This window comes from Desulfosarcina widdelii, assembly GCF_009688965.1.
In the GTDB taxonomy this organism is placed as follows: domain Bacteria; phylum Desulfobacterota; class Desulfobacteria; order Desulfobacterales; family Desulfosarcinaceae; genus Desulfosarcina; species Desulfosarcina widdelii.
Map to the genome: position 1 here is coordinate 823,062 of NZ_AP021875.1, position 23,395 is coordinate 846,456.

The following is a 23,395-nucleotide window of genomic DNA, read 5'->3' on the forward strand; positions in this document are numbered from 1 at the left end:
GTCCATGTCGACAGTCAAACATATCGCCGGTGAAGATGGACTTGAGATCACCATCGACCGTTTCCTGAGGTTGAATCGTACGCCCGAGGCGCTTTTGTCCTCGCTGGTGGAGCGCTTCCAGATGGTCAACCCCAAATGGCTCGAAAACCATCGCATGGGGCGCTGGAATCGGGGAACCAAAAAAGTCCTTCGCTTTTACCATCGTTTCGGAAAGGACGGAATTCGGATTCCTCGCGGGTATGCCCGCCAGTTGTTGCTGAGCTTAAAACGGGACAATCTCGGGTACCGGCTTAACGATCGCAGGCGGCTGCTGGCCGAGGTGAATTTCCAATTCTCCGGCACCCTGAAATCCTTTCAATCCGCTGCCGTCGAGCAGATGAAAAAAAAGGATTTCGGTACCCTGAGTGCACCCACGGGAAGCGGCAAAACCGTCATGGGGTTGGCGTTGATTGCCAGCCGGCGCCAGCCGACCGTGATCGTGGTCCACACCAAGGATCTGGCTTTCCAGTGGATCGAACGCATCGAACAATTCCTGGGCATTCCTTCCGATGAAGTCGGGCTGATCGGCGCGGGCAAAAAAAAAATCGGCAACCGGATTACCGTGGCGCTGGTGCAGACCTTATACCGTTGCACCGACGAGATCGCCCCCCAAACCGGCCACATTGTGGTGGATGAATGCCATCGGACCCCCAGCCGCACCTTTACCGAAGCGGTAACGGCTTTTGACTGCCACTACATGCTGGGCCTCTCGGCGACCCCGTGGCGGCGGGACAAGCTGTCCAAACTGATTTTCTGGCATCTGGGAGATGTTCACCACGAGGTGGACAAGCAGGTACTGGAAGCCCGGGGGGATATCCTGAAGGCCGATGTGGTCGTTCGCATCACTTCGTTTACACCCTATTTCGATCCGGTTAACGACTATTCGCGAATGCTTTCCGAACTGACAAGCGACGATGACCGCAACCGGCTCATCGCCGGGGACGTAGCCAAAGAGGTAGAATCCGGAAAAGGGGTTTGCCTGGTGCTCTCGGATCGCAAGAAGCATTGCGAAACCCTGCAGGGGATCCTGCGGTTCAAGTTCGGCGTCCACGGGGAACTGCTTACCGGCGATGTGAAAGACGAGGAGCGCCGTCAGGTGCTCGAGCGCCTTCAACAAGGCAAAGTCCAGGTGCTGATCGCCACGGGCCAATTGATCGGGGAGGGATTTGACTGCCCGGATCTGGCCACCCTGTTCATGGCAACACCCATCCGGTTCAGTGGACGGGTGATGCAGTACCTCGGTCGAATTTTAAGACCCGCCAAAGGAAAAGCCCATGCCCGGGTCTACGATTATGTGGATGAACGGGTCCCGCCGCTGGTATCGGCCGCAAGGGCCAGGCAACGGGTGTATGGGAGCAGTGCCGGTGAAATTTTGTAAACAAGCGTGGGATGCAGAAACCGTCGGATCTCACAGCAGTGATGGCAAAGCCTTTCCCCCGACAACTATGATCAGGGAGGAAAGATTCCCGCGGCCAGCCGGCGGAATCGACACGATTCGACCGGCACCCGAAACGGGGTAGGGGGGCTGGTACCCGCTAAAACCATCTGCAATCCCACGCCTGTTTGCCGACAACGAAACCGCTGGCAGATGTGGATGGCTACGGAACTGCTGGATCAGGGTATTTGCGCACAATGGATAAGATGCAAATCGAAAGGTACAGGTGTAAATTCACGTTAAAATGGGATGGGGACGCTGTCAAGCATTAAAGCTTGACGGCGTCGTAAAAAGTCCGATATCTGCGTTACGCTTTGCTTCTCGTCAATACGGCCTATCCCGTCTTTTACCCGGCTATCAGGATTGCCTTTTCGATCACCACCGGTGTACCGGGAACATCGCGCATCCCCGCGCGGGATGTGGTCTTAACGTTCTCTATGGCCCGCACCACGTTCATGCCGTCCACCACCCGGCCGAATACGCAGTAGCCCCAGCCTTTGGCCGACTTGGCGCGGTGGTCGAGAAAATCGTTGTCTTTCACGTTGATAAAAAACTGTGCACTGGCTGAGTGGGGATCGTTTGTCCGAGCCATGGCGATGGTGCCGGTACGGTTGGTCAGGCCGTTGTCAGCCTCGTTGCGAACGGGAGCACGCGTGGGTTTGCGCTGCATGTCGGCCGTGAAACCGCCCCCCTGGATCATGAATCCGGCGATGACCCGGTGAAAGATGGTACCGTCATAGTGGCCGTCTTTGACGTAGGCCAGGAAATTGGCCACGGTTTTTGGGGCGGCGGTGCGGTCCAATTCCAGTACGATGTCACCCATGCTGGTGGTCAGCTTGACTTGGGGCTTTGTTTCATCGGCAAAGGAGGGGCCGATGCCCGTAAATCCAAGGGACAGAAAAAGAACAACCAGAACGATCCAGCGTCGCATAACGACCTCTCTTGAAAATGTTTACCACAATTGAAACACCCGCCGCGGCTTGTCCAACCGGCGGATGCCTGCCGCTTTGGTCGCACGCACCGCCTCTTCGTATTCCAGGGGCGACAGGGCGGACGCCAGTTCCGGCATCTCTTTGGCCCGGCCGCAGGGCCGATACTGGGCCATGACATTGACATAGGTGTTGGCAGAAACCCGGTCGGCGATAAACTGCATGATTTTGGCCGTTCCGGCCAGACCGCCGGGCAGCACCAGATGCCGCACCAAAACCCCCTTGTAGGCCAATTCGCTCTCCCGGTCAATCTGCAAATCGCCGACCTGGCGATGCATTTCCACCAGCGCCTGTCGGGCCACCTCGGGATAGTCCGGGGCGTTGCAGGTGTCCTTGGCCGTTGTCGAATCCCAGAATTTGAAATCGGGCATGTAGATGTCCACGATTCCCTCCAGCATCCGCAAGGTTTCCACCCGATCATAGCCCCCGCAATTGTAGACCAGCGGAACGCTCAGTCCCTGACGGGCGGCGATGAGCAGGGCCGACAGGATCTGGGGAACCACATGGGTGGGGGTGACGAAGTTGATGTTGTGGCAGCCGGACTGCTGCAGGTCCAGCATGATGGCTGCCAGTTGTTCGTCATCCAGTTCACGGCCTTCGCCAAGATGGCTGATTTCGAAATTCTGACAGAAGTTGCACAGCAGATTGCAATGGCTGAAAAAGATGGTGCCCGACCCGTTGCGTCCCACCAAGGGCACCTCTTCCCCGAAGTGGGCGTTGTAGGATGCCACTTTGGCCGAGCGTCCGGTTTTACAGATTCCGGTTTCCCCGGCGGTCCGGTCCACGGAGCACTTTCGGGGGCACAGTGTGCAGTTGGCCAGTTCGGCAAGGGCCTGTTCTGCACGACGCTGGAGCGTGCCGTCCTCCAGGGCATTTAAATAGGAGGGGGCGGGTAGCGCCATACGGCCTTCTCCTTTTTTCCTGCTGATACAAAGTGTTTCGATTTAACGCTTTCCCAAACAACCATTTTCAGGACGACTTCGTAAAAGGTCCGAGATCAAGGCTTGCGAATCCCGAGGAGCGAGGCGTACCTGAACGTACTCCGCAGTGACGAGGGATGAAGCGTAACGAAGATATCGGATCTTTTACGAAGTCGTCAGCTTAGCTTTGCAGCATTTTGGCCAACTGACTGACGCTCCTGGCGCGGCCGACCACGACCAGGGTGTCGTCGGTTTCGATGCGCGTATCGGCTTTGGGATTGAAGATCATCGATCCATCGGCTTTCTTGATGGTCAAAATGATCAGGTCCAACTGCTGCCGGATGCCCGAATTTTTCAACTCGACATTCAGCAGACGGGAGGTGCTGTGCACCAGAATTTCCTCCACCTGGATATCGGTGCTGTCGTCGGTGAAGGCCAGTTCCAGGAATTTGATCACCGTGGGTCGCAAAATGGCATGGGCCATGCGACGGGCGCCTAAATCGTAGGGCGAGATCACCTTCCCAGCACCGGCGGCCTGCAGCGTTCGTTTGGCCGTGTTCTGGATGGCCCGAGCCACGACGAAAAGATCGGGATTGAGCTGTTTGGCGATCAGCGTCAGAAAAACATTGTCCGAATCGGTAGCCACGGCGGTGACCAGACCCTTGGCCCGCTTGATACCGGCTTTGATCAGCAGATTTTCATCCGTGGCTTCGCCGATCAGGTAGAGCACGCCGTCTTCGTCCATCTTCTCCTGTCGATCGAGATTTTTTTCGATGATGACCACATCGAGGTACCGTTCGGTTAGATAACGGGACAGCACCCGGCCGATGCGGCCGTATCCGCAGATGATATAATGATTTTTGAGCTTGGCGATCTGGATTTCCAATTTACGTCTCCCGAGAATGACACGAAGGCGGTCTTCGACCAGAAATTGCACGATCAGGCCGACGACATACATGAAGTAGCCCACCCCCATGACGATCAGGAACATGGTAAAGGCACGGCCGGTGTCGCTGACCTGGTGTACCTCGCCGTAACCGACGGTGGCCATGGTGATGATGGTCATGTACAAGGCATCGTCAAAAGGCCAGCCCTCGATAACCATGTACCCGCCGGTACCGAAAAAAACGAGTGCAACGGTCAGGACTATGGTCAGGGTGAAGCGCTTTTGCCGTTCCATGGCTTAAAATGGTGTCCTTTGCCGTACGAAACGGCGTGCGGGGTATGGGGACCTGCTGCAAACCTGCTTGATTTACACGGTTGCTGAGACTATAAAAAAACCTCGGGTGCGTGTCAACTGCCAAAACGATGCAACCCCTTTTTATTAAATAGAATTTCATTCAAACGAGGAGCCTGTGAATCGTTCGCCCGACACGATGTCTTCTGATGATGCACTGATTGAAGCCATCCGGATCGAAAAGCGCTACCGGCAGGTTCGTGCCGTGGACGGCGTCAGCCTCGCCATCGGTCGGGGAAGCTGTTTTGGTCTGCTGGGTCCCAACGGTGCGGGCAAGACTACTCTCATCGAAATTATCGAAGACATCATCGCCCCTACCGCAGGAACCGTTCTTTACAAAGGCCGTCCGCGTTCGTTCCAGTTCCGGCAGGAGGTGGGGATCATGTTTCAGCAGACGGCGCTGCTTTCCTTTTTGACCGTTGCCGAAACCCTGGAAACGTTCGGACGGCTCTACGACAGCACCGACGATGTCGAAACGTTGATCCGCACCTGCCATCTGGAGGATGTCAAAGATCGGCCCAACGACAAAATCTCAGGGGGCCAGAAGCAGCGGCTGCTGCTGGCCCTGGCGCTGCTTAACCGGCCCGAACTGGTATTTCTGGACGAGCCTTCCACCGGACTGGATCCCCAGGCCCGACACAACCTCTGGAATATTATCCGCCGCGTAAAAGAGCAGGGCAAAACCATCGTTTTGACCACTCATTACATGGAAGAGGCGGAAAAGCTCTGCGACGACATCGCCATCATGGACAAGGGCAAGGTCATTGCCCGGGGGGCGCCCGAAAAATTGATTCACGAGCACTGCCGACGGGCGACGCTGGCCGTTCCCAAGGATCGCATCGGCGCAAACCGGCACAAGTTTTCCGGATTCAGCCGTGAACGCGGCGATAAGATTCTATTTCGAACCGAAGACGTCAACGGATTTATACAGAAATTGTTGGCCGAGGGAGTAGATTTGAGCGGGGTGAACCTGACCACCCCCAACCTGGAAGATGTCTTCTTGAAACTTACCGGCCGAAGCCTGCGGGAATGATTGGATTTACGAATGCGCTTTAAAAGAATGTGGGCCATGTTCAGGGCCAGAAACAGGGAATTTTTCCGGGATCGGGAGGCTTTCGGCTGGAATTTTCTGTTTCCTTTCCTGATCATTATCGGTTTTTCGCTGGTTTTCAAAGGCGATTACAAAGCCCAGTTCAAGGTCGGCGTGTTTCCTGTGCCGTCCGGCACAGCGGCCGGCAAGGCTGCCGACAACCTTCCCGCTTCCTTTTCCGGATTCGAAGCGGTCACCCTGGTTGGGTTCGAAGACGGCGACCAGGGACTGGAAAAATTGAAGCACCATAAAATCGACCTGCTGGTTCATGCCGGCACCGATCCGATACGCTATTGGGTCAGCGACGCCTCCCCTTCCGGGGCTATCGTGGAAAGGCTTTTAAAAGAGGCCGCGGAGCCGGGCGACGGAATGCTGCACCTGGAGAAAAAAGATATTCAGGGTGTTCCCATCCGCTACATCGACTGGCTGTTTCCGGGGATCCTGGGCATGAACATGATGTTCAGCGCCCTGTACGGCGTCGGCTGGGTGGTGGTTCGCTATCGCAAAAACGGGGTGCTCAAGCGGCTCAAGGCCACCCCTGTAACCGCCCTGGAATACCTGAGCGCACAGATGCTCTCGCGGATTTTCGTGTTGATGTTCACCCTAGTGATCGTCTGGGTTGGTTGTGACCTGATTCTGGATTTTACCGTCTACGGCAGTCTGGTCGACATGTTCGCAATTTTTCTTTTAGGCAGCGCCTGCATGACCGCCCTGGGGCTGATCATCGCCTCTCGTGGCACCAGCGAAGAGTTTGCCAACGGAATCCTAAATTTCATCTGCTGGCCCATGATGTTTCTTTCAGAGGTGTGGTTTTCCATCGAGGGGGCTCCGCATTGGCTGAAGGCCGCAGCCAAGATTTTTCCGCTGACACACCTGCTGAATGCGGCCAGGAAGATCATGAACGAGGGCGCCGGACTGTCGGCGGTGCTTCCGGAGATTGCGATCCTTTCCGCCATGACCGTGGGGTTTCTGGCGGTGGGCGCTGCGCTGTTTTCCTGGAACAAGTGATAGCTTGAATTCTCCGACTATTTGTCGAATGCGGTCTGCAAGGCCTCGGGATGCCGGATACACGCCTGTGCTCCCGATGCTTCCAGCTCGTCCCGCGTTCCGTATCCCCATAAGACCCCGATTCTAAAAATACCGTTGGATTTCGCGCCGATCATGTCGTGCCTGCGGTCTCCAATCATAATGGTTTCCGCTGGGGCGATCCCTTCGCTTTGGAGTAAATGGGCCAGCAGATCGGCCTTGTCGCTGTTCGTACCATTTAATTCGCTGCCATGAACGGCCCTGAAGTATTGCCCCAAACCAAAATGTTCGATAATCCGCTCTGCGAAAATCGTTGGCTTGGATGTGGCCACATAAAGGATGTGTCCAGCATCCCGAAGCGTCACCAGCGCTTCCGGGATGTCTTTATAGATTTCGTTTTCGAAGAGGCCGACGGTGCCGAACCGTTCCCGATAGATGGAGATGGCAGCCTGGATGAGATTTTCGTCATCGGTTTTAAGCAGTTTGGCGAAACTGTTTTTAAGTGGCGGCCCGATACACCATCGCAGATCCGTTTGGTGATGAACGGGCCGGCCAAGCGTTTTGAGGGCATGGCAAATGGATTTGGCGATTCCCTGATAAGGATTCGTCAGTGTGCCGTCTAAATCAAACAATAGGTTCATGGCGCCTCTTTATGTGACGTTGTCCATAAAATCATAAATTATGGAGGATATCGATCACTTCAAGGGAATTAATCACGAATACGGACGCATCGAGGTAGACAACGTCATTCGCCATATCGTTGGGTGCATGCGGACGAAGCTTCGCAGTACCGACCGGCTGGCCCGATATGGTGGGGAGGAGTTCGTCGTGATTCTGCCGGAGACACCCCCGCAAGGAGCAATACAAGCCGCGGAAATAATCCGCAGAAACATTGCCAAAGCGTCGCTTGAAATAGGACCTGACCGTTCCCTCAAGGTCACCGCCAGCGCCGGAGTGGCTGGTTATAATGTGTTGCCCGATGATATCGGGCTTGAAGAATTGCTGAGGCTGGCCGACGACGCTCTGTACAAAGCAAAGGAGGCGGGCAGAAATCGGGTTGTTGCAGCTGGAGGAGCATGATCTTAATTGACCAGGCTGTGAATGGGCGACGGAATCAGCCCGCCGCGACTGAGAAAACGGTTTTCTCCCGTGGCGTTGTTGACCGGCATGATAATGGATTCGCCCAGCAGACCGCCGAAAAAGGCGTGGTCGCCGGCCTTTTTCCCCGGTACGGGAATAATGCGGGTGGCGGTGGTTTTCTTGTTGATGACCCCGATGGCCATTTCGTCGGCGATGATGGCAGCCAGGGTTTCTTCGCTGGTGTCGCCGGGAATGGCCACCATGTCCAGACCCACCGAACAGACGCAGGTCATGGCCTCCAGCTTTTCAATGGACAGGTACCCCTCGGCGGCCGCCCGGGAGATGTTCAGATCCTCGCTCACCGGGATAAAGGCACCGCTGAGCCCGCCGACTTTGGAACTGGCAAAAGCGCCGCCCTTTTTAACGGCGTCGTTCAACATGGCCAGGGCAACGGTGCTTCCGGGAACGCCGATGGCGGCCAGGCCCAGGCTCTGGAAGATTTCCCCCACGCTGTCACCCACGTTGGGGGTCGGCGCCAGGGAAAGATCGACGACACCGAATGCAATGCCCAACCGCTGGGCCACTTCCCGGCCGATCAGTTCACCGACGCGGGTGACCTTGTAGGCCGTATTTTTTATGATGTCGGCAAGTTGTCCCAGGTTAAGGTTCGGGTTGGCCGTTACAGCCCGGTCGATGGCGTTTTTCACCACACCCGGCCCGCTGACGCCCACATTGATTACCGCGTCGGCCTCTCCGATTCCGAGGTAGGCGCCGGCCATGAAGGGGATATCCTGGGGGATGTTGGCAAACACGCACAGCTTGGCGCAGGCCAGACCATCGCTATCGGCGGTCAGGCGGGCGGCCTCCTTGATTTTCCGGCCCATGAGCAGGACGGCATCCATGTTGATGCCCGCACGGGTGGAGGCCACGTTGACCGACGCACAGACCCGCTGGGTGTCGGTCAAGGCTCGGGGCAGGGCGTCGATCAGGGCGCGGTCGCCTTTGGCCATTCCTTTTTCAACCAGGGCGCTGAACCCGCCGATGAAATCCACGCCGGTATCGGTGGCCGCCTCGTTCAGGGCCTTGGCCACCTCCAGCATCTGCTCGGCATTGAAGGGGGCGCCGGCAACGGCCATGGGGCTGACTGAAATGCGTTTATTGACCACCGGGATGCCGTATTTGTCGCCCACCTCGTCGCAGATCCGCACCAGATCCCGGGCCGCGGTGGTAATGCGGGTGTAGATGTTTTCCGTAAAACGCCCGATGTCGTCGCTGGCGCAATCCAGCAGGTTGAGACCCAGGGTCACGGTGCGTACATCCAGGTTTTCGTGTTTCAGCATCTCCACGACGGAGAGAATTTCACTATCGGTAAACATGGCAAGTTGTCCTTATACGCGGTTGATGGCTTCGAAGATTCGTTTATGCTGGATGGAGATATCCAGGGAGAGGCTCGATGCTTTCTCGCGCAGATCGCGGCGAAGGGCCTGGTGATCACAATCCGTGGGAATGTCCACTTCGTAGATCATGATGTTGGCATTGGGGTCGTCGCCGCCTTTGAAAACGGCCTGAAGGTTGGTCACGTTGACCCGGTAGCCGGCCAGGATGGCGGTGATGGCGGCCACCAGGCCCTTGCGGTCCGGCCCTTTGGTGGTGACCACGAAAGGCTCGCTCTCCACAGTGGCCTCGTTCACATCGATACGGGACAGCGGCTTTTCATAGACATGCAGGCCCATGGGATCCAGGCCGTCGGACAGGTGCCGGTGCAGATCGTCTTCCGAAAGGCTTTTGGGAACTCCGACGATGAAGATGCCGGAAAATTCGTTCTGCAAGATGGTCTGGCTGACGTTTTCGATGTTGCAGTCCTGTTCGAACAGAATCCGGGTGACGGCGGCAATGATGCCGGGCCGGTCTTCGCCCAGGACCGAAATAATCATTTTTTTCATGGAGGATGCTCCAAGTGTTTTACGGGTAATGGTGACGATCCCTTATGGAACAAAAGGGCGGAGGGTGTCAATACAATGCCGGCAGGCGTCACGGACAATCTGGAACAAAAAACGTTTGAACCCCTCAGCACCGCTGTGGTAATCTTTGTTTTTGGTTAACGAACACCCGGTACCAGGAAGAGCCACAGTGAAACCGTCGCGTGTAAGCAATCTGATTCAGGAAAACAAGACCCTGTTCATTATCATCATCGTGGGACTGTTTTTGCTGGAACTGGAAATTTTCGCCCTGGCGGCCATGAAGTCTGGCCGCAAATCGTGGCTTCAGGTCATCGATGCCAATGGCAATGTGATCCACGAAACCAGCGGCAAGAATCTCTCCGAGTTCAACAAATACTATTTCGAGAAAACCTTCGGCCCATTCGAAAACTACGACGTTCGGCTCAAAACCCGGGACAATCCGTTTCCTTTCCGCGCGTGGTTCGTCGCCGCCATCGGCATTCCGGTGGGGGCCATGCTGCTTTTCGGTTTCGTGGTAAAGGCCTATATGGCGATTTTTCACGGCAGCGAGCTGGCGGGTGATGAAGCTAAACCCGAATGCGAACCGCAGTATGAATCCCGCTTGGAATCCATTCTCTACCGCATCAGTCGGATGAATATTTTCATTATCGGCTTTCTCATTTTCATCGGCGTGGTATCCTATTGGATTATTCCCAATATGATTACCTATCTGGGCCGCACCGGCATCGAAACCGTGATTCGCTTCAAGTGGGTTTTTATCAGTCTGGCTGCCGTGGTGGTGGGCATCGGGCTCTGGATCGTCTACCTGCGTTACCTGCTGGCGAAAAAGAGCATCGAGAGTCGCACGGAAATCGAAAAACACCGGCTGGAACTGGAATACAAGGCCCAAGGCGGTTTTCCGCTGCAGTTGGATGCCCCTGCTGCCGATAAGGATTCCCGGACGGCATTGGAATGGGATCGGGCAGGGCAGGGCAATCCCTCTTCTGCCGATTCCCATTGAAACCGACAAGCTTCGAAATGCCAACGGCCAACTTCGACCATCGAACAGAGCAATGAGCCTCCTGCAGACCGAAAACCGCCCCATCACGCAGATCATCACCACCCACAGAAACGCAGACTTCGATGCCTTTGCCTCCATGGTGGCGGCCAGCCTGATCTATCCGGAAGCTACGGCCGTCGTCCCTCGGGCCGTCAACGCCAATGTCAGGGCGTTCATGTCCATCCATAAGGACATCTTCGACTACGTGGACCGCAGCAGCGTTTCGGCCGAATCGGTCAAACGCCTCATCGTCGTGGATACGGCCGACTGGTCACGACTGGGTCCCCTGTCTGTATTGAAAAAGCGCAAGGATATCTCGATCGATGTGTGGGATCATCACGAAGGCAGCGATATTGACGCATGCTGGATATGCCAGGAGCCCGTCGGTGCCACCGTCACTTTGCTGGTCCGTCGGCTCAAGGAACTGCGCAAACTGATTACGCCCATCCAGGCCACCTTGATGTTAACGGGTTTGTATGAAGACACCGGCAACCTGAGTTTTTCCTCCTGCACCTCCGAAGACGCCTATGCCGCCGGCTGGCTGCTGGACCGCAAGGCCGATTTGTCCCTGGTGGCCAAATTTCTGCGTCCGGCCTATGGAGAAAAGCAGAAGGACGTGCTTTTCGAGATGCTGAAAAATACCAGCCGCATGAAGGTTAATGGGTATTCGGTAAGCATCAGCCGAATTCGCGTCGAAGGCCACGTCAACAATCTGGCGTTGGTGGTGCGCATGTACCGGGACATCGTCAACGTCGATGCCGCCTTCGGCCTGTTCGAAAGCCAGCAGAAAAACGGCCGCACCAAATGCATGCTCATCGGCCGCAGCGATCATGACGGACTGGATGTGGGCAGCCTCATGAAAAGCCTGGGCGGCGGCGGCCATCCCGGCGCCGGCTCCGCCATGGTCACCGGGGTCAATCCCGAGGCCGTCGAACAGATGATCGTGGATCTGATCGAGGGCAACCAACAGTCGTCGGTTCAAATCAGCGATCTCATGTCCTTTCCGGTGTTTTCCGTACCTCCGGATACCACCATGGCCGAAGTGGCCAAGATTCTAAGGAACAGGGGGTGTACCGGATTGCCGGTGGTGGACGACGAGGAATTAAAGGGCATCATTTCCCGCCGTGATTTCAGGAAAATCCGCAAGGAATCCCAATTGAGTTCTCCGGTAAAGGCGTTCATGAGCACCAATACGGTCACCATTCAACCGGGAAAAAGCCCCATCCAGGCCGCCCGCGTCATGGTGCGCCACGATATCGGCCGCCTTCCGGTGGTTGAGGACGGCAAACTCATCGGGATCATTACCCGTTCCGACGCCATGACCTATTTTTACGATCTGCTGCCCGATTGAACGCTTGTCGTCGCGGATTTCTGCTTGACCCGCTGAAACTGCCTGGATAAAAATACTCTCCGTTTTTCCGAAAATCGTTTTTTCCGTATGAACCCGCTTTCAGGAAGGAATTTTCATGCAGCCCCAGGCGATTGTCGATCATGTTGTCCAATGGCTCAGCGAATATCTCGACCAATCCAGTATGCAGGGCTTTGTCGTCGGCGTTTCCGGCGGCATCGACTCCGCCTTGACCTCCACGCTCTGTGCCCTGACCGGAAAATCGGTCAACGCATTGAACATGCCCATTCATCAGGCCCCGGACCAGGTGAGCCGGTCGGCCAGGCACATCGAATGGCTCGGGGATCGGTACACCAATGTGCAAGGATTGACTGTCGATCTGACGCCTGCCTTCACGGCCTTGCAGGGAACGTTCCCCACGGACATTCAGGATGATTTGAGTATGGCCAATACCCGCAGCCGCCTGCGCATGCTCACCTTGTACGCCGTGTCCACCCACCACCGCATGCTGGTGGCCGGTACCGGCAACAAGGTCGAGGATTTCGGTGTGGGGTTCTATACCAAATACGGGGACGGCGGGGTGGACCTCTCACCCATCGCCGATCTGAAAAAATCGGAGGTCTACGCACTGGCCCGGCATCTGGGCGTCATTGACGAGATCATCCAGGCGCAACCCACCGACGGATTGTGGAGCGACAACCGCTCCGACGAAAGCCAGATCGGCGCCAGCTACGACGAATTGGAATGGGCCATGGATTTTGAAAGCCGGCAGGGCAGTGAAAAGGATCTGGACGCCCGGCAACTTGAAGTGCTGGCCATTTACAGAAAATTCAACCGGATCAATAAACACAAGATGCTGCCCATACCGGTATGCACCATTCCTGAGCGCCTGAAGCGGGATTGATCCCTGGTTGGGGCGTTGCTTGTCAAAGGACTTGAAATACCCAATCTGGTAGTGCGGATTCCTCAACTATACCTTATGTAGTATCCGGCAACGACCATAAAGGTTTCCTGCTTGCGACGGGGAGTCGTGGCGGGGTTTAGTTTCGCCTGGAAATTGACGGCTTCAAAATTAATGAACACGTAAAAGATTCCGGGTTCGTTATGCCGGTCTTGATCCGGTATCCAGAACCTATTGAAATTACTGGATAGCGCTAAAGCTTCACTGCGTGCGCCGCCATACGCCGGAAGGACACTGACTTGCGATTTCCGATTTTTTCCAAAACCGTCATGATTGACCCGGCTGGAACTGCCCCCTAACCTGCTGGTATTATAATACCGCCCATGGTGGTTGGCATCTATCCGCTATACAAGATGGGGTGTGTTTTGTGTGGCGGTGGCCAACGAAGCGTACGTTATTCGCTATAGGAATAGGCTTCCTCGATGCGTTGTGACACGTATGAAACAAGCTGATTATCTGCTTCGGAGATATCGAAGCAGTAGCCATCCTCCCCCAGAAGACCCTCGGGAATCAGATCGCCCAGTTCGTCGGGGTCCTGAATCATTTCCCCGTAAAAGCAGACCGAGAGCCATCGCTGACCGGGATTGTCGTCGATGACATCGACCATGACAAACAAGGGGCGCTTGTTGCGGTCGCTGCGCAATCCGCGCAGCGAGTAACTGATCCCGGGGCGTTCATGAAACTCGATGTCAGCCTGCGCCTTGTTCTGCAGGGTTTGAAAAAGCGACACAAAAACCGGTTTCATTCCCGGTTCATCATCCGTCCATGCATCGATAAAAGCCTGAATCTTCTCCATTGGTTTCCCGATTGTTCCTGATGGTTTGTAATAAATATTGGCGAACGGATCCGCCATCCGAACGCTTTTATGCAAGATAGCGTTCGACTTCCCTGGCGATCCGACCTTTGATGAAATCTGCCATTTCGCCGGCCTTGGCGTCACTCATGGTGCCCACGCTCGCGCCGAGATCGGCGATCTGTTCTTCGCTCATTCCCGTGGATTTTTCGATCATGAAGGTCTCGATCTCGCCTCCCTCGGGAAGAAGTCCGCATCCACCGGCGGTGCCCAGAAACTCATCTTCGACAAAGATGGGAACGGCAATTTTGATCAACCCTGCGTCGCATTCACCGATCACCGCCTTACCGGATTGTTTGGCACGGGCCATGAAGTTTTGATTTCCCGGCGCGCAGATGGCGGCAAGGGCATCCGGGTTGGCTTTGATCACCGGACACAACCGGTTGCACCAATTGGGTTTGCCGGTCACACCAACGCCGGATGTGTTATACACTGTGCAGTTGATCTGAAAGCGGTCGAACAGTTCTTTTTCAAACCGGGCCCACTCTTCGGTGCTTAAAATATTGGTCAGTTCCATCTGTTTGTCTCCCTTGAACGTCGATTAACGATTGATGGGTGCAGGGTCTGACGATTACTCTGATTAAGAGTATTTGTTCAAAAAAAATGCCTACATGGTCCCATGGGATAAGTCAAGTGAAATTGAAAACCGGGCTAAGTTGAAGCAACGCTAAAAAGTGTCGGACAAAACACAAAAAACGTCGGCAAAGGCCTGTTTCATTGAGCTATCCGGTTTTCGTTCTCCGCCTCCTTGGCGAAATCTGCCTCGGGTGAAGGGCGATGGTGACCGTATCGGCGTGTCATGGTGCCGGTGATCTTTTCCAACGGCAGGTCTGAAAATTCTCCCCGGTAACGGATATATTCCATGTGTTTGTTGCCTGACTGGTCATAAGGGTGAAACAGGGCGTCCTGGTGACCGTCGAATTCCAGCGGTTGGAGATTGAATTTTTGGCACAATTCGATATTGAAGGCCGGAGTGGCCTTTAACCAGTTGCCGTCGATAAATATGGACGTGTAGCCGTGCCAGTAAAAAATATCCGTTTTCATCCGTTGGCGCAGACGTTCGGTGGACAGGTGGTTTCTGACATCGGCAAACCCTAGTTTTGCCGGAATTCCCACGGCACGGCAGCAGGCCGCCAGCAGAACCGCCTTGGGAACACACCAACCGTGACCGGCCTGAAGCGTCGTGCTGGCCCGCATTCCCCGAACGGACAGATCAATGGAATAGGGATCGTAGCGGATGGTGTCCCGCACCGCGTAATAGATATGGACAGCCCGGTCCTTGTCCGAAGCATCCTCGGCGGTTGCCGAACGGGCAAACTCGGCAACCGCTGGATGATCGAAGTCGAGAAATGGCGTCGCTGCAAGATTTTCGTCAGGTTTTGGGGACATGCTGCATCATCCTTTCGTTCGATTCGGTTGTCCGGGCGGAAGGTCTCTATAAATCGATTGCGCAGGTCGTCAATTGCGGTAAAGGCCGTTCCTTTTACATGGATTGACAGGGTCGCATTCCTTTTATTATGATACGAAATCGTTTTCAAGTCACGCCGTCGACAACACCACGTAATCATTGCGATCAACAGCTATCGGTCCGGGAAAGGTTCAGCGTTCCGGACAGTTCCGGAGGCAGGCATGCAGATCGATACCCATCGTCAGATCGACCGGAAATTGTGCGGCAGGCCCCTGTTTGTTGAAGATGGTCAAAGCCGGGTGGAACTGGTGACCACTGACCGGATGGCGGCCGATGAAGCCGGCCTGGTTCATGGCGGTTTTATCTTCGGTGCCGCGGATTACGCAGCAATGATTGCGGTGAACCATCCCCATGTGGTCTTGGGGGCATCGGATGTGAAGTTCCTGAAACCGGTGCGGGTGGGCGAGACGGTGGTTGCCCAGGCCCGGGTTCAGGAGGTCAAGGGCAAGAAATACTGGGTTTCCGTGAGTGTGTCCAAAGACGATGTCGAGGTTTTCCAGGGCATGTTTACCTGTTTTGTTCTGGACAAGCATGTATTGGATTAAAATTCCCCATCTTGGATCGGGAGAGGAAAGGAATCAACAATGAAAAAGACAATCGGTTTGCTTTTGTCCGGATGCGGCGTTTTCGACGGCGCTGAAATTCACGAGGCGGTTCTCACGCTGCTGTTTCTGGATCGTGCCGATGTTGCCGTGCGCTGCATGGCGCCCGATATGGATCAGCTTCACGTGGTAGACCACCTGACCCAGAAGGAGGCCGACGAGAAGAGAAATGTTCTGGTGGAATCGGCCCGTATCGCCAGGGGCGAAATCCAGGATATCGCCGAGATTCATGCGACGGACATCGACGCGCTGATCATTCCCGGTGGATTCGGCGCTGCGAAAAACCTCAGCGATTTTGCCGTCAAAGGGCCCGACGCCAAGGTGCATCCCGAGGTTTTGCGGTTGCTAAAAGAGATGATGGACACTGCCAAGCCCATTGGCGCCATCTGCATCGCTCCGGCAACCCTGACCCGCGCTTTGGCCGACCGGTCGCCGAAGGTGACCATCGGCAACGATGTTGGTACGGCTGCCGCCATCGGGACCATGGGCGGCGAGCATGTCGATTGTTCGGTTGAAGATATTTGTGTGGACGAAAAAAACAGGATTGTCACAACTCCCGCCTATATGCTCGGACCCGGGATCAAGGAAGTGGCTATCGGCATCGAGAAACTGGTTGAAAAAGTCGTCTCCCTTTGCTGAGCGGATGGCCTTAAACGGGTTCGCCCATCGATTTTTTACCATTCCACGCATCGAAACCAGTGGATGATTTTGGCGTACCACAGTCAGGAAAAATTGAAGATCATTCAAAACTCTAATTGTGTTTGATTGCGCAAGGGGTAGTCGTGCAAAAAACCGGATGGGACTTCTGCGGATGAAAACAATTGTCGGAACCAGCAACCGGATCGTCGAGATCGATTTGACGAGTGGCAGTATATCTGAATTTCAGGTTGACGCGGACGATCGCAAAAATTTTCTGGGAGGCAAGGGACTGGGGCTTAAACTGCTCTATGACCGCATGGAGCGGGGCATCGATCCTTTGAAAGAAAAAAACTACCTGGCCTTCATGATGGGGGTGCTCATGGGCACCGGCGCACCGTGCACCGGACGGTTTTCGGCACTCACCAAATCTCCTTTGACCGGCATCATGGTGCATTCATCCTGTGGCGGTCCCTTTGGAATGGCTTACAAGACAGCCGGCTACGACGGTTTATTGATCACCGGAAAAGCATCGTCGCCAGTATTCATTGCCATCGATGCCGACGGGGTCAGCATCGAGGACGCCGCCGACTACTGGGGGCTGGACACCCACGAGACCCAACAGCACCTCAACCCGGACGGTAAATCCGGGGTCCTGGCCATCGGTCCGGCCGGCGAAAACCAGGTGCGCATCGCCAACGTGGCTTCGGGCCACCGTTTTTTGGGACGCGGCGGGCTTGGGGCCGTCATGGGATCTAAAAACCTCAAGGCCATTGTCGCCAGGGGCAAAGCTTACAAAATCGTGCCTTCAAACTCCAAACTGTTCGCAAAAGCGAAAAAGCGGGCGGCACGATATATCGAGAAAAATCCGGTCACCTCCAAGGACTATCGTCAATACGGCACCAGCAGCCACGTCAACTGGTGCAACGACGGCGGCATTCTGCCGGTGAACAACTTCCGGGAAGGCAGCCATCCCCGGGCGGACAGCATCTCCGGCGAGGAACTACGGCAGCGCTACAACGCCCGGCCGAGCACCTGCAAGCCCTGTTCGATCATGTGCGGGCACAAAGGAACCCACGCCGATGGCAGCGTCCATCAGATCCCGGAATACGAAAGCATCGGACTGCTGGGCCCCAATCTGGGCATTTTCGATCCAGATCAAATCACGGCCTTCAGCGACCGCTGCGGGCAGCTGGGCATGGATACCATTTCGGCCGGCGCCGTGCTGGCCTGGTGCATGGAGGCCGGCGAAAAAGGATTGATTGCCACCGATTTGAAATTCGGCCGGGAGGCGGGCGTTCTGGAAGCTCTGGACGACATGGCCCACCGGCGGGGATTCGGGAGCGAAATGGCCGACGGCACACGGCGGTTGTCCGAAACCTATGGGGGTACCGATTTCGCCATTCAGATCAAGGGACTGGAGATGCCGGCTTACGATCCCAGAGGCGCCTGGGGGCAGGGTCTGGCCTACGCCGTAGCCAACCGGGGGGCCTGCCACCTGTCCGCCACCACCTTTGCCCTGGAAGTGGCCTTTGGATTCCTCAACCCTTACACCATCCGCGCAAAAGCCCGTTTCGTTAAATTTTTCGAAAACCTTTATGCGGCCGTCAACTCCCTGCACACCTGCCAGTTCACCTCTTACGCCTATGTGCTGGAACCGCCCATCGTTAAATATACCCCGAAATTTCTGCTGCGCCTGTTTATGCAGTTTCTGCCGGCCATGGCCATTTTGCTCATGGATATCAGTATTTTTTCGAAGCTGTGGCGCTCGGTGACGGGACTGCGGTTGAATCAATGGCAGATGCTCAAAGCCGGAGCACGCATTCATGTATTGGAACGTTACATGAATACCGCCGAGGGAATTTCGCGCAAGGACGATACCCTGCCCGGGCGTTTCCTTAAAGAGGGGCGCGGCTGCGATGCCAGGCAGCGGACCGTTCCGCTGCAGCCCATGCTGGATGCCTACTATCGGTTGCGGGGGTACGATTTCCAGGGCATTCCAAGCCAGAACTGCCTGAAAAGGCTTGGCATCGAACCGAAATGGGAGCTGTCTTCGGATGAACGCGCATTGCTTTTCAAGATGGTGTCGCCGGGAGGCAAGCCCGTCAAACGGCTTTATCTGGCGATTATGCTGTGGTTCGTGGGACGGGCCATCCAGGCCGCGGCCCGGGTCGATAAAACGGTCGGCGAGGCCTTCAACTCCCTTCCCGATGGATTCACATTTGCATTGACTGTCGCGCCGGACGGTCCGGCCATGGTGGTCGGAAAGGATCGCAACGGGAAGGTGAGATATCTGGGGGCGGACACACAAAGTCGACTGATCGATATGCGCATGACCATAAAAAACATCGAAGCGGCGATGCTGCTGTTCACGTTTCAGGAGCCGACCGCTTTGGCTGTTGCCAGAGACAGGTTGGTTGTCGATGGAGATATTCCGGCGGCATGTACCGTGGTCCGCGTTCTGGATAGGGTCGAGGTGTTCCTTCTGCCCAAAATACTGGCATCTTTGGCTGTCAGAAGGTACCCCCGGTGGCCGTTTTTTCGAAAAATTATGGGACGGGTGCTGATTTACCTGCGCACCGTGACCGGTCTGTAGACAATTCAAGGAGGACGGGCTCGTGAAAAGGCCGATATCGGCGTTACGCGTATCCTTCGTCGCTGCGGCGTACGCCAAAGTACGCCTCATTCCTCAGGATTCGCAAGCCTTGATCTCGGCCTTTTCACGAGCCCGTCTGAAATGCGACTTATTACGAGTTCATCAAGGAGAAGCGGATGATTTTGCCCGAAGCCTTTTATTTCAAATGTCCCCTCAAAATCAACTGCGGCAGCCACGCCTTGGATCACCTGCCCGTCGAACTTGCCGCCGTCGGTGCCAGGGCGCCGCTGATTCTGGCCAATGGCAATCATATCGGCAAAAAACGGCTGAAGACCGTCGTCAATGCCTTTCGCACATCGGGGCTGACTCTGGGCATTTATGATGGTCTTGCCGACCGGGTGGAGCCTGAACTGTTGTCCGTTCTGGCAAACGTCTATCGGGACGGGGGCTGCGACAGCCTGATCGTTGTGGGCAGTGGTCCCGTCGTGGACATGTCCAAATGCCTGAATGCGACAATTGCCGGCGGCGATTTAGCGACCTTTGACGACAATGGAGGCGGGGATGCCGACAATTCAGCTGCCCTGGCGCCGCTGATGCTGGTTGCCATGCCGGACGGCAACGGGGACGAGGCCACCGGCTACGTTTCAGACGGCCAACGGCGCTTGAAGGCGTCGGCACTCACCCCGGCGGCTGCATTTATCGATCCCGCCATGATGAAACGGACCGACGACCGGGAATTGGCGGAAGGAGCCCTGATCGCAATGGCCCAAGCGGTGGAAGCCTTTCTGGACGAATCCGGCAGTCCCATGGGGCGGGCCTACGCGCACACGGCCATTGGTCTGATCGTCCAATACCTGCCAATGGCCCTGAGAAAAAACAATCGCGACCGGAGCGTCTGCGCGGTGGTCAACGGCCAGGTAGCGGCCGGCTGCGCTTTTTCAGGCGCCTCTGCAAATATCTGTCACAGCCTGGGGGCCCGGTTGGCGAATCCTCCGGACCTTACCCTCGGATTCACGCTGGCTGCTTTGCTGCCCCATCTGGTTGGATATGTGGGGACGAAATCTCCGGACCGCGGGGGAGAACTGCTATATCCTTTGGCCGGCGAGGAGACCTATGCCATCACCGCTACGGAACTGAAGGTCTCGCGGGTCATGGCCCTTTTGTGGGAGTTTTTCGAGGCCGTGGGCGTGGAACTGGATTGCACCATCCCTTCGTCTCTGGTTGATGCCGGGTTGGACACAGAACAGATCGAAACCCTGCTCTCCCAATTGGCTGACGAACCGTTAGCCAAATGTGCTGCCCATATCATCGACAGCGCAAGATCCAAACCTTTCCGATAGGAGCTGAACATGCACTTTCCGGGCTATTACGAATTTTTTTGCCCCGCCCCGACGCTGGCCGGTCACCGGGCGCTGGAAAAAATACCTACGCTGCTCCACCGGCTCGGGGCCCGGCGGCCCATGCTCGTCACCGACAAGGGAGTTGCCGGCGCCGGGCTCGTGGAAATTGTCCAGGCCGCCATCTCCAAGGACGTCATGATCGGTGCGGTGGAAGACGACGTTCCGCCCGATTCGGATCTTACTGTCGTCAACCGGCTGGCCGGCATTTATCGGGACAAACGCTGCGATTCGATCATTGCCGTGGGCGGCGGCTCCGTATTGGACACCGCCAAAGGCATGAATATCGTAGTATCGGAAAACGCGGACGATCTGATGCGGTTTTCCGGTGCCGGCCGGCTCACCCGGCCGTTGAAGCCATTGATCGCCATCCCCACCACCGCCGGTACGGGCTCCGAAGTGACCATGGTGGCCGTGATCGCCGACCATGCCAACAACCGGAAGATGCTGTTCACTTCCTATTTTCTGGTGCCGGATGCAGCGGTCCTGGATACGCGCATGACGCTCACCCTGCCGCCGGCGATCACGGCGGCCACAGGAATGGATGCCCTCACCCACGCCGTCGAGGCATACACCTGTCTGGCCAAGAATCCCGTCAGCGACGCCCATGCCCTTTCAGCTATTGAATTGATTAGTCAAAATCTGCTGCCTGTGATAAAAGATCCCGAAAACAGGGAAGGGCGGCTGGCATTGGCCGTAGGTGCCAATCTGGCCGGTGTGGCCTTTTCCAATGCAATGGTCGGGATGGTTCACACCCTGGGCCATTCCGTCGGAGCCGTGTGCGGCGTTCCCCACGGGACCTGCATGGCGATTCTGCTGCCCTATGGTCTTGAATACAACATGCACAAAAACGGCCACTTCACCGCCCAACTGCTGCTGCCGCTGGCCGGGGCGCAAGCGGTTGCCCGTACACCGTCGCATCTGCGAGCCCGGCAGGTGGTTGCCATGATCCGGCAGATGAACCAACGCCTGCACCAGGAAACCGGCGGGGCCCATGCACGGTTTTTCAAAGAGGTCGTCGGACCCGACGGGCAGGAGCGCGTGCCGGTGGACAAACTGGAAGCCATCGCCGAAAAAGCGCTGGGAGACGGGTCGATTTTCTACAACCCGGAAGAATTGGAGAAGGATGACCTGCAGATGGTCATGTCCCACGCCTGGGCGGGAACGCCCCTGGATTCGAATCGGGTAAAAAAAGGCAGCCTTCAGATCCGATGAACAGCAACAACAAGGAACCGTATCGCCGAACATTTCCCATTTCGTGGGAGCAGCTTCAACGCGACGCCAGGGCGTTGTCCTGGCGGTTGATGGAACTGGGACCGTGGCAGGGAATAATCGCCATTACACGGGGGGGGCTCGTTCCGGCGGCCATCATCGCCCGCGAGCTGGATATTCGAATCGTTGACACGGTCTGCATTGCGAGCTACGCTGGCCGTCAGCAAGGGCGGATTCAGATCCTCAAACCGGCAACCGGCGACGGAGAAGGCTGGCTGCTGGTGGACGATCTGGTCGATACGGGCAAGACGGCCCGCCTGGTGCGCGAGATGGTGCCCAAGGCTCATTTTGCCACGATTTACGCCAAACCGGCCGGCCGGCCCCTGGTGGACACCTTCATGACCGAGGTCAGCCAAGACACCTGGATCCTGTTTCCATGGGATTCGGAGATCCAGTTTGCCCAGCCCATTGCGGGACGCACAAAACAGGAAAAACAACCATGATCCCCGTTGTTAGAGTGAAGGAGGTTGTCGCCATGCGAATCGGGGCGATTTTTATTCTGACCGCATTCCTGCTGACGGGATGTGTCCATATGAAAATCAATCAAAATGTCAATGCGTTGGAACGCATTCAAAAGGGAGATTCTCAGGAGGCGGTTCTCGAGACCATGGGGCCACCCGATCTTCGCAAAGATATCGGAAACAACCGCTCTATCGTTTATTATCAGACCCGAGCCGGGGCGTTCAACAAGGACGCGGCGGTCACCACTGACTTGTGCACTCCCATTGCCTTCGAAGACGGCGTGGTGGTTTCCGTCGGCGAAGATCTGGCGGACGTATGGATCCAGGAGGAAGCAGCGCACCTTCGCCAGATGGAGGCCGAAGAGCGCCGCCGGCGCGAAGCCGAGATGAAAGCGGCATCCCGACAAAAGGTGGAACAGGAGAGACTCGACAAGATTGCGGACCTGGAAAAAAAGGTCAAGCCGGTTCCGGCATCCAATGCCGCCTTAAACCTGAAACTCTATCGTCAATTGCTGTCGCTGGATCCCGACAATACCCGGTATCAGAAAAAAGTGGCCTTTTATGAAGCGCGATTGGTCCAACAGAAAAAGGCGCGCGAGGCGCTTGCCGCCCGCAACCTCGAGAAGAAGCATCGACAGGCGTGGGAACAGTCCCGCGATCAGCGCAATAAAACGCTGCGGCGGTATACCGGCAACGGAATCGCTGAAATGGCCGTTCACGACATGGGACCCGGTTCCATGTATGTGTGGGTGAAAAATGTGAGCCGGCAGGTTATCACCACCCATCCCGACCATTTCATTCTGTTGGACAACCAGGGCAACCGGGTGGAATGCACGATCAGCAGCAGTCTGGACAGTGTTCTGCAGCCCGGTGCCATCTCCCACGGTAAGATCGAATACAACGAGTCCGTTTATCCGGGAGAACTGATTTTCAGGAACCGCGAAGCGGGTCGGGTCGGCAAGAGTTTTCAGTAAGCGAAATTCGA

At 56.1% G+C, this 23,395-nt stretch carries 23 protein-coding genes; 14 read left to right on the plus strand and 9 right to left on the minus strand.

Translation table 11 applies throughout. The annotated features are described in order from the left end of the window. Positions 1-4: 4 nt before the first annotated feature. Positions 5-1,417, plus strand: a complete 1,413-nt coding sequence (locus tag GN111_RS03845; RefSeq protein ID WP_231715664.1) for a DEAD/DEAH box helicase — start codon at positions 5-7, stop codon at positions 1,415-1,417. Positions 1,418-1,820: 403 nt separating this feature from the next. Here the strand turns inward: GN111_RS03845 and GN111_RS03850 are convergent, their stop codons facing one another. The 3 genes from GN111_RS03850 to GN111_RS03860 form a co-directional block, all read right to left on the minus strand. Next, the gene (locus GN111_RS03850) at positions 1,821-2,405 is read right to left on the minus strand and encodes a peptidylprolyl isomerase (protein WP_155302483.1); all 585 of its coding nucleotides are present in this window, start codon (positions 2,403-2,405) and stop codon (positions 1,821-1,823) included. A gap of 21 nt (positions 2,406-2,426) precedes the next feature. Next, complete coding sequence (locus GN111_RS03855) at positions 2,427-3,365, minus strand: radical SAM protein (RefSeq protein WP_155302484.1); 939 nt, start codon at positions 3,363-3,365, stop codon at positions 2,427-2,429. A gap of 199 nt (positions 3,366-3,564) precedes the next feature. Further along, on the minus strand, positions 3,565-4,563 hold the full coding sequence (locus GN111_RS03860; protein WP_155302485.1) for a potassium channel family protein: 999 nt from the start codon (positions 4,561-4,563) through the stop codon (positions 3,565-3,567). A 175-nt stretch (positions 4,564-4,738) separates the two neighbouring features. Here GN111_RS03860 and GN111_RS03865 point away from each other — a divergent pair, with 175 nt between their 5' ends. Next, complete coding sequence (locus GN111_RS03865) at positions 4,739-5,653, plus strand: ABC transporter ATP-binding protein (RefSeq protein WP_231715665.1); 915 nt, start codon at positions 4,739-4,741, stop codon at positions 5,651-5,653. Positions 5,654-5,665: 12 nt separating this feature from the next. Next, positions 5,666-6,718, plus strand: coding sequence for an ABC transporter permease (locus GN111_RS03870; protein WP_155302486.1), 1,053 nt, complete (start codon positions 5,666-5,668; stop codon positions 6,716-6,718). Positions 6,719-6,735: 17 nt separating this feature from the next. Here the strand turns inward: GN111_RS03870 and GN111_RS03875 are convergent, their stop codons facing one another. After that, positions 6,736-7,377 carry an HAD family hydrolase gene (locus tag GN111_RS03875; protein ID WP_155302487.1) on the minus strand — a complete coding sequence of 214 codons (642 nt, stop codon included), beginning with the start codon at positions 7,375-7,377 and terminating at the stop codon, positions 6,736-6,738. A 40-nt stretch (positions 7,378-7,417) separates the two neighbouring features. Between GN111_RS03875 and GN111_RS03880 the strand changes: the two genes are divergently transcribed. Next, a complete protein-coding gene (locus GN111_RS03880; protein ID WP_155302488.1) occupies positions 7,418-7,816 on the plus strand; it encodes a GGDEF domain-containing protein in 399 nt (132 codons plus the stop codon). Positions 7,817-7,818: 2 nt separating this feature from the next. Here GN111_RS03880 and GN111_RS03885 read toward each other — a convergent pair whose 3' ends face one another. Both GN111_RS03885 and GN111_RS03890 read right to left on the minus strand, forming a co-directional pair. Further along, entirely contained in the window at positions 7,819-9,192 is a 1,374-nt protein-coding gene (locus tag GN111_RS03885) for a PFL family protein (RefSeq protein ID WP_155302489.1), read from the minus strand. A gap of 12 nt (positions 9,193-9,204) precedes the next feature. After that, on the minus strand, positions 9,205-9,759 hold the full coding sequence (locus tag GN111_RS03890) for a glycine cleavage system transcriptional repressor (RefSeq protein ID WP_155302490.1): 555 nt from the start codon (positions 9,757-9,759) through the stop codon (positions 9,205-9,207). Positions 9,760-9,946: 187 nt separating this feature from the next. Here GN111_RS03890 and GN111_RS03895 point away from each other — a divergent pair, with 187 nt between their 5' ends. The 3 genes from GN111_RS03895 to nadE all read left to right on the plus strand — a co-directional run bounded on the left by GN111_RS03895 (position 9,947) and on the right by nadE (position 13,068). Then, positions 9,947-10,777: a hypothetical protein gene (locus GN111_RS03895; protein ID WP_176603281.1), complete on the plus strand. Its 831-nt coding sequence runs from the start codon at positions 9,947-9,949 to the stop codon at positions 10,775-10,777. Between the two features lie 52 nt (positions 10,778-10,829). Further along, positions 10,830-12,167, plus strand: coding sequence for a CBS domain-containing protein (locus GN111_RS03900; RefSeq protein ID WP_155302491.1), 1,338 nt, complete (start codon positions 10,830-10,832; stop codon positions 12,165-12,167). A 115-nt stretch (positions 12,168-12,282) separates the two neighbouring features. Further along, complete coding sequence (gene nadE / locus GN111_RS03905; RefSeq protein WP_155302492.1) at positions 12,283-13,068, plus strand: NAD(+) synthase; 786 nt, start codon at positions 12,283-12,285, stop codon at positions 13,066-13,068. Between the two features lie 451 nt (positions 13,069-13,519). Here nadE and GN111_RS03910 read toward each other — a convergent pair whose 3' ends face one another. From GN111_RS03910 to GN111_RS03920, 3 genes are all read right to left on the minus strand, one after another. After that, a complete protein-coding gene (locus GN111_RS03910; RefSeq protein WP_155302493.1) occupies positions 13,520-13,921 on the minus strand; it encodes a hypothetical protein in 402 nt (133 codons plus the stop codon). Between the two features lie 67 nt (positions 13,922-13,988). Continuing rightward, positions 13,989-14,495 (minus strand): PocR ligand-binding domain-containing protein, encoded by a 507-nt coding sequence (locus tag GN111_RS03915; protein WP_155302494.1) that lies wholly within the window; start codon positions 14,493-14,495, stop codon positions 13,989-13,991. 197 nt (positions 14,496-14,692) lie between these two features. Continuing rightward, a complete protein-coding gene (locus tag GN111_RS03920; RefSeq protein WP_155302495.1) occupies positions 14,693-15,367 on the minus strand; it encodes a transglutaminase-like domain-containing protein in 675 nt (224 codons plus the stop codon). Between the two features lie 240 nt (positions 15,368-15,607). Between GN111_RS03920 and GN111_RS03925 the strand changes: the two genes are divergently transcribed. The 7 genes from GN111_RS03925 to GN111_RS03955 all read left to right on the plus strand — a co-directional run bounded on the left by GN111_RS03925 (position 15,608) and on the right by GN111_RS03955 (position 23,384). Next, complete coding sequence (locus GN111_RS03925) at positions 15,608-15,991, plus strand: thioesterase, FlK family (RefSeq protein ID WP_155302496.1); 384 nt, start codon at positions 15,608-15,610, stop codon at positions 15,989-15,991. A gap of 39 nt (positions 15,992-16,030) precedes the next feature. Continuing rightward, positions 16,031-16,687, plus strand: a complete 657-nt coding sequence (gene elbB, locus GN111_RS03930) for an isoprenoid biosynthesis glyoxalase ElbB (protein ID WP_155302497.1) — start codon at positions 16,031-16,033, stop codon at positions 16,685-16,687. Positions 16,688-16,859: 172 nt separating this feature from the next. After that, positions 16,860-19,280: an aldehyde ferredoxin oxidoreductase family protein gene (locus tag GN111_RS03935; RefSeq protein WP_155302498.1), complete on the plus strand. Its 2,421-nt coding sequence runs from the start codon at positions 16,860-16,862 to the stop codon at positions 19,278-19,280. 176 nt (positions 19,281-19,456) lie between these two features. Further along, positions 19,457-20,620 carry an iron-containing alcohol dehydrogenase gene (locus GN111_RS03940; protein WP_155302499.1) on the plus strand — a complete coding sequence of 388 codons (1,164 nt, stop codon included), beginning with the start codon at positions 19,457-19,459 and terminating at the stop codon, positions 20,618-20,620. A 9-nt stretch (positions 20,621-20,629) separates the two neighbouring features. Then, a complete protein-coding gene (locus GN111_RS03945) occupies positions 20,630-21,892 on the plus strand; it encodes an iron-containing alcohol dehydrogenase (RefSeq protein ID WP_155302500.1) in 1,263 nt (420 codons plus the stop codon). After that, positions 21,889-22,392, plus strand: coding sequence for a xanthine phosphoribosyltransferase (gene gpt, locus GN111_RS03950; RefSeq protein ID WP_155302501.1), 504 nt, complete (start codon positions 21,889-21,891; stop codon positions 22,390-22,392). Before GN111_RS03945 ends, gpt begins: the two co-directional genes overlap by 4 nt. Beyond that, complete coding sequence (locus GN111_RS03955; protein ID WP_170302116.1) at positions 22,389-23,384, plus strand: DUF3192 domain-containing protein; 996 nt, start codon at positions 22,389-22,391, stop codon at positions 23,382-23,384. Before gpt ends, GN111_RS03955 begins: the two co-directional genes overlap by 4 nt. Positions 23,385-23,395 lie beyond the last annotated feature (11 nt).

Excerpts from the sequence above, each read along its gene's own strand:
- GN111_RS03910 (WP_155302493.1), bottom strand. The coding sequence starts at position 13,921 with ATGGAGAAGATTCAGGCTTTTATCGATGCATGGACGGATGATGAACCG.
- GN111_RS03955 (WP_170302116.1), top strand. The coding sequence starts at position 22,389 with ATGATCCCCGTTGTTAGAGTGAAGGAGGTTGTCGCCATGCGAATCGGG.
- elbB (WP_155302497.1), top strand. The coding sequence starts at position 16,031 with ATGAAAAAGACAATCGGTTTGCTTTTGTCCGGATGCGGCGTTTTCGAC.
- GN111_RS03925 (WP_155302496.1), top strand. The coding sequence starts at position 15,608 with ATGCAGATCGATACCCATCGTCAGATCGACCGGAAATTGTGCGGCAGG.
- GN111_RS03875 (WP_155302487.1), bottom strand. The coding sequence starts at position 7,377 with ATGAACCTATTGTTTGATTTAGACGGCACACTGACGAATCCTTATCAG.
- nadE (WP_155302492.1), top strand. The coding sequence starts at position 12,283 with ATGCAGCCCCAGGCGATTGTCGATCATGTTGTCCAATGGCTCAGCGAA.
- GN111_RS03935 (WP_155302498.1), top strand. The coding sequence starts at position 16,860 with ATGAAAACAATTGTCGGAACCAGCAACCGGATCGTCGAGATCGATTTG.
- GN111_RS03900 (WP_155302491.1), top strand. The coding sequence starts at position 10,830 with ATGAGCCTCCTGCAGACCGAAAACCGCCCCATCACGCAGATCATCACC.
- GN111_RS03870 (WP_155302486.1), top strand. The coding sequence starts at position 5,666 with ATGCGCTTTAAAAGAATGTGGGCCATGTTCAGGGCCAGAAACAGGGAA.
- GN111_RS03915 (WP_155302494.1), bottom strand. The coding sequence starts at position 14,495 with ATGGAACTGACCAATATTTTAAGCACCGAAGAGTGGGCCCGGTTTGAA.
- gpt (WP_155302501.1), top strand. The coding sequence starts at position 21,889 with ATGAACAGCAACAACAAGGAACCGTATCGCCGAACATTTCCCATTTCG.
- GN111_RS03880 (WP_155302488.1), top strand. The coding sequence starts at position 7,418 with ATGGAGGATATCGATCACTTCAAGGGAATTAATCACGAATACGGACGC.
- GN111_RS03890 (WP_155302490.1), bottom strand. The coding sequence starts at position 9,759 with ATGAAAAAAATGATTATTTCGGTCCTGGGCGAAGACCGGCCCGGCATC.
- GN111_RS03885 (WP_155302489.1), bottom strand. The coding sequence starts at position 9,192 with ATGTTTACCGATAGTGAAATTCTCTCCGTCGTGGAGATGCTGAAACAC.
- GN111_RS03845 (WP_231715664.1), top strand. The coding sequence starts at position 5 with ATGTCGACAGTCAAACATATCGCCGGTGAAGATGGACTTGAGATCACC.
- GN111_RS03860 (WP_155302485.1), bottom strand. The coding sequence starts at position 4,563 with ATGGAACGGCAAAAGCGCTTCACCCTGACCATAGTCCTGACCGTTGCA.
- GN111_RS03855 (WP_155302484.1), bottom strand. The coding sequence starts at position 3,365 with ATGGCGCTACCCGCCCCCTCCTATTTAAATGCCCTGGAGGACGGCACG.
- GN111_RS03920 (WP_155302495.1), bottom strand. The coding sequence starts at position 15,367 with ATGTCCCCAAAACCTGACGAAAATCTTGCAGCGACGCCATTTCTCGAC.
- GN111_RS03850 (WP_155302483.1), bottom strand. The coding sequence starts at position 2,405 with ATGCGACGCTGGATCGTTCTGGTTGTTCTTTTTCTGTCCCTTGGATTT.
- GN111_RS03945 (WP_155302500.1), top strand. The coding sequence starts at position 20,630 with ATGCACTTTCCGGGCTATTACGAATTTTTTTGCCCCGCCCCGACGCTG.
- GN111_RS03940 (WP_155302499.1), top strand. The coding sequence starts at position 19,457 with ATGATTTTGCCCGAAGCCTTTTATTTCAAATGTCCCCTCAAAATCAAC.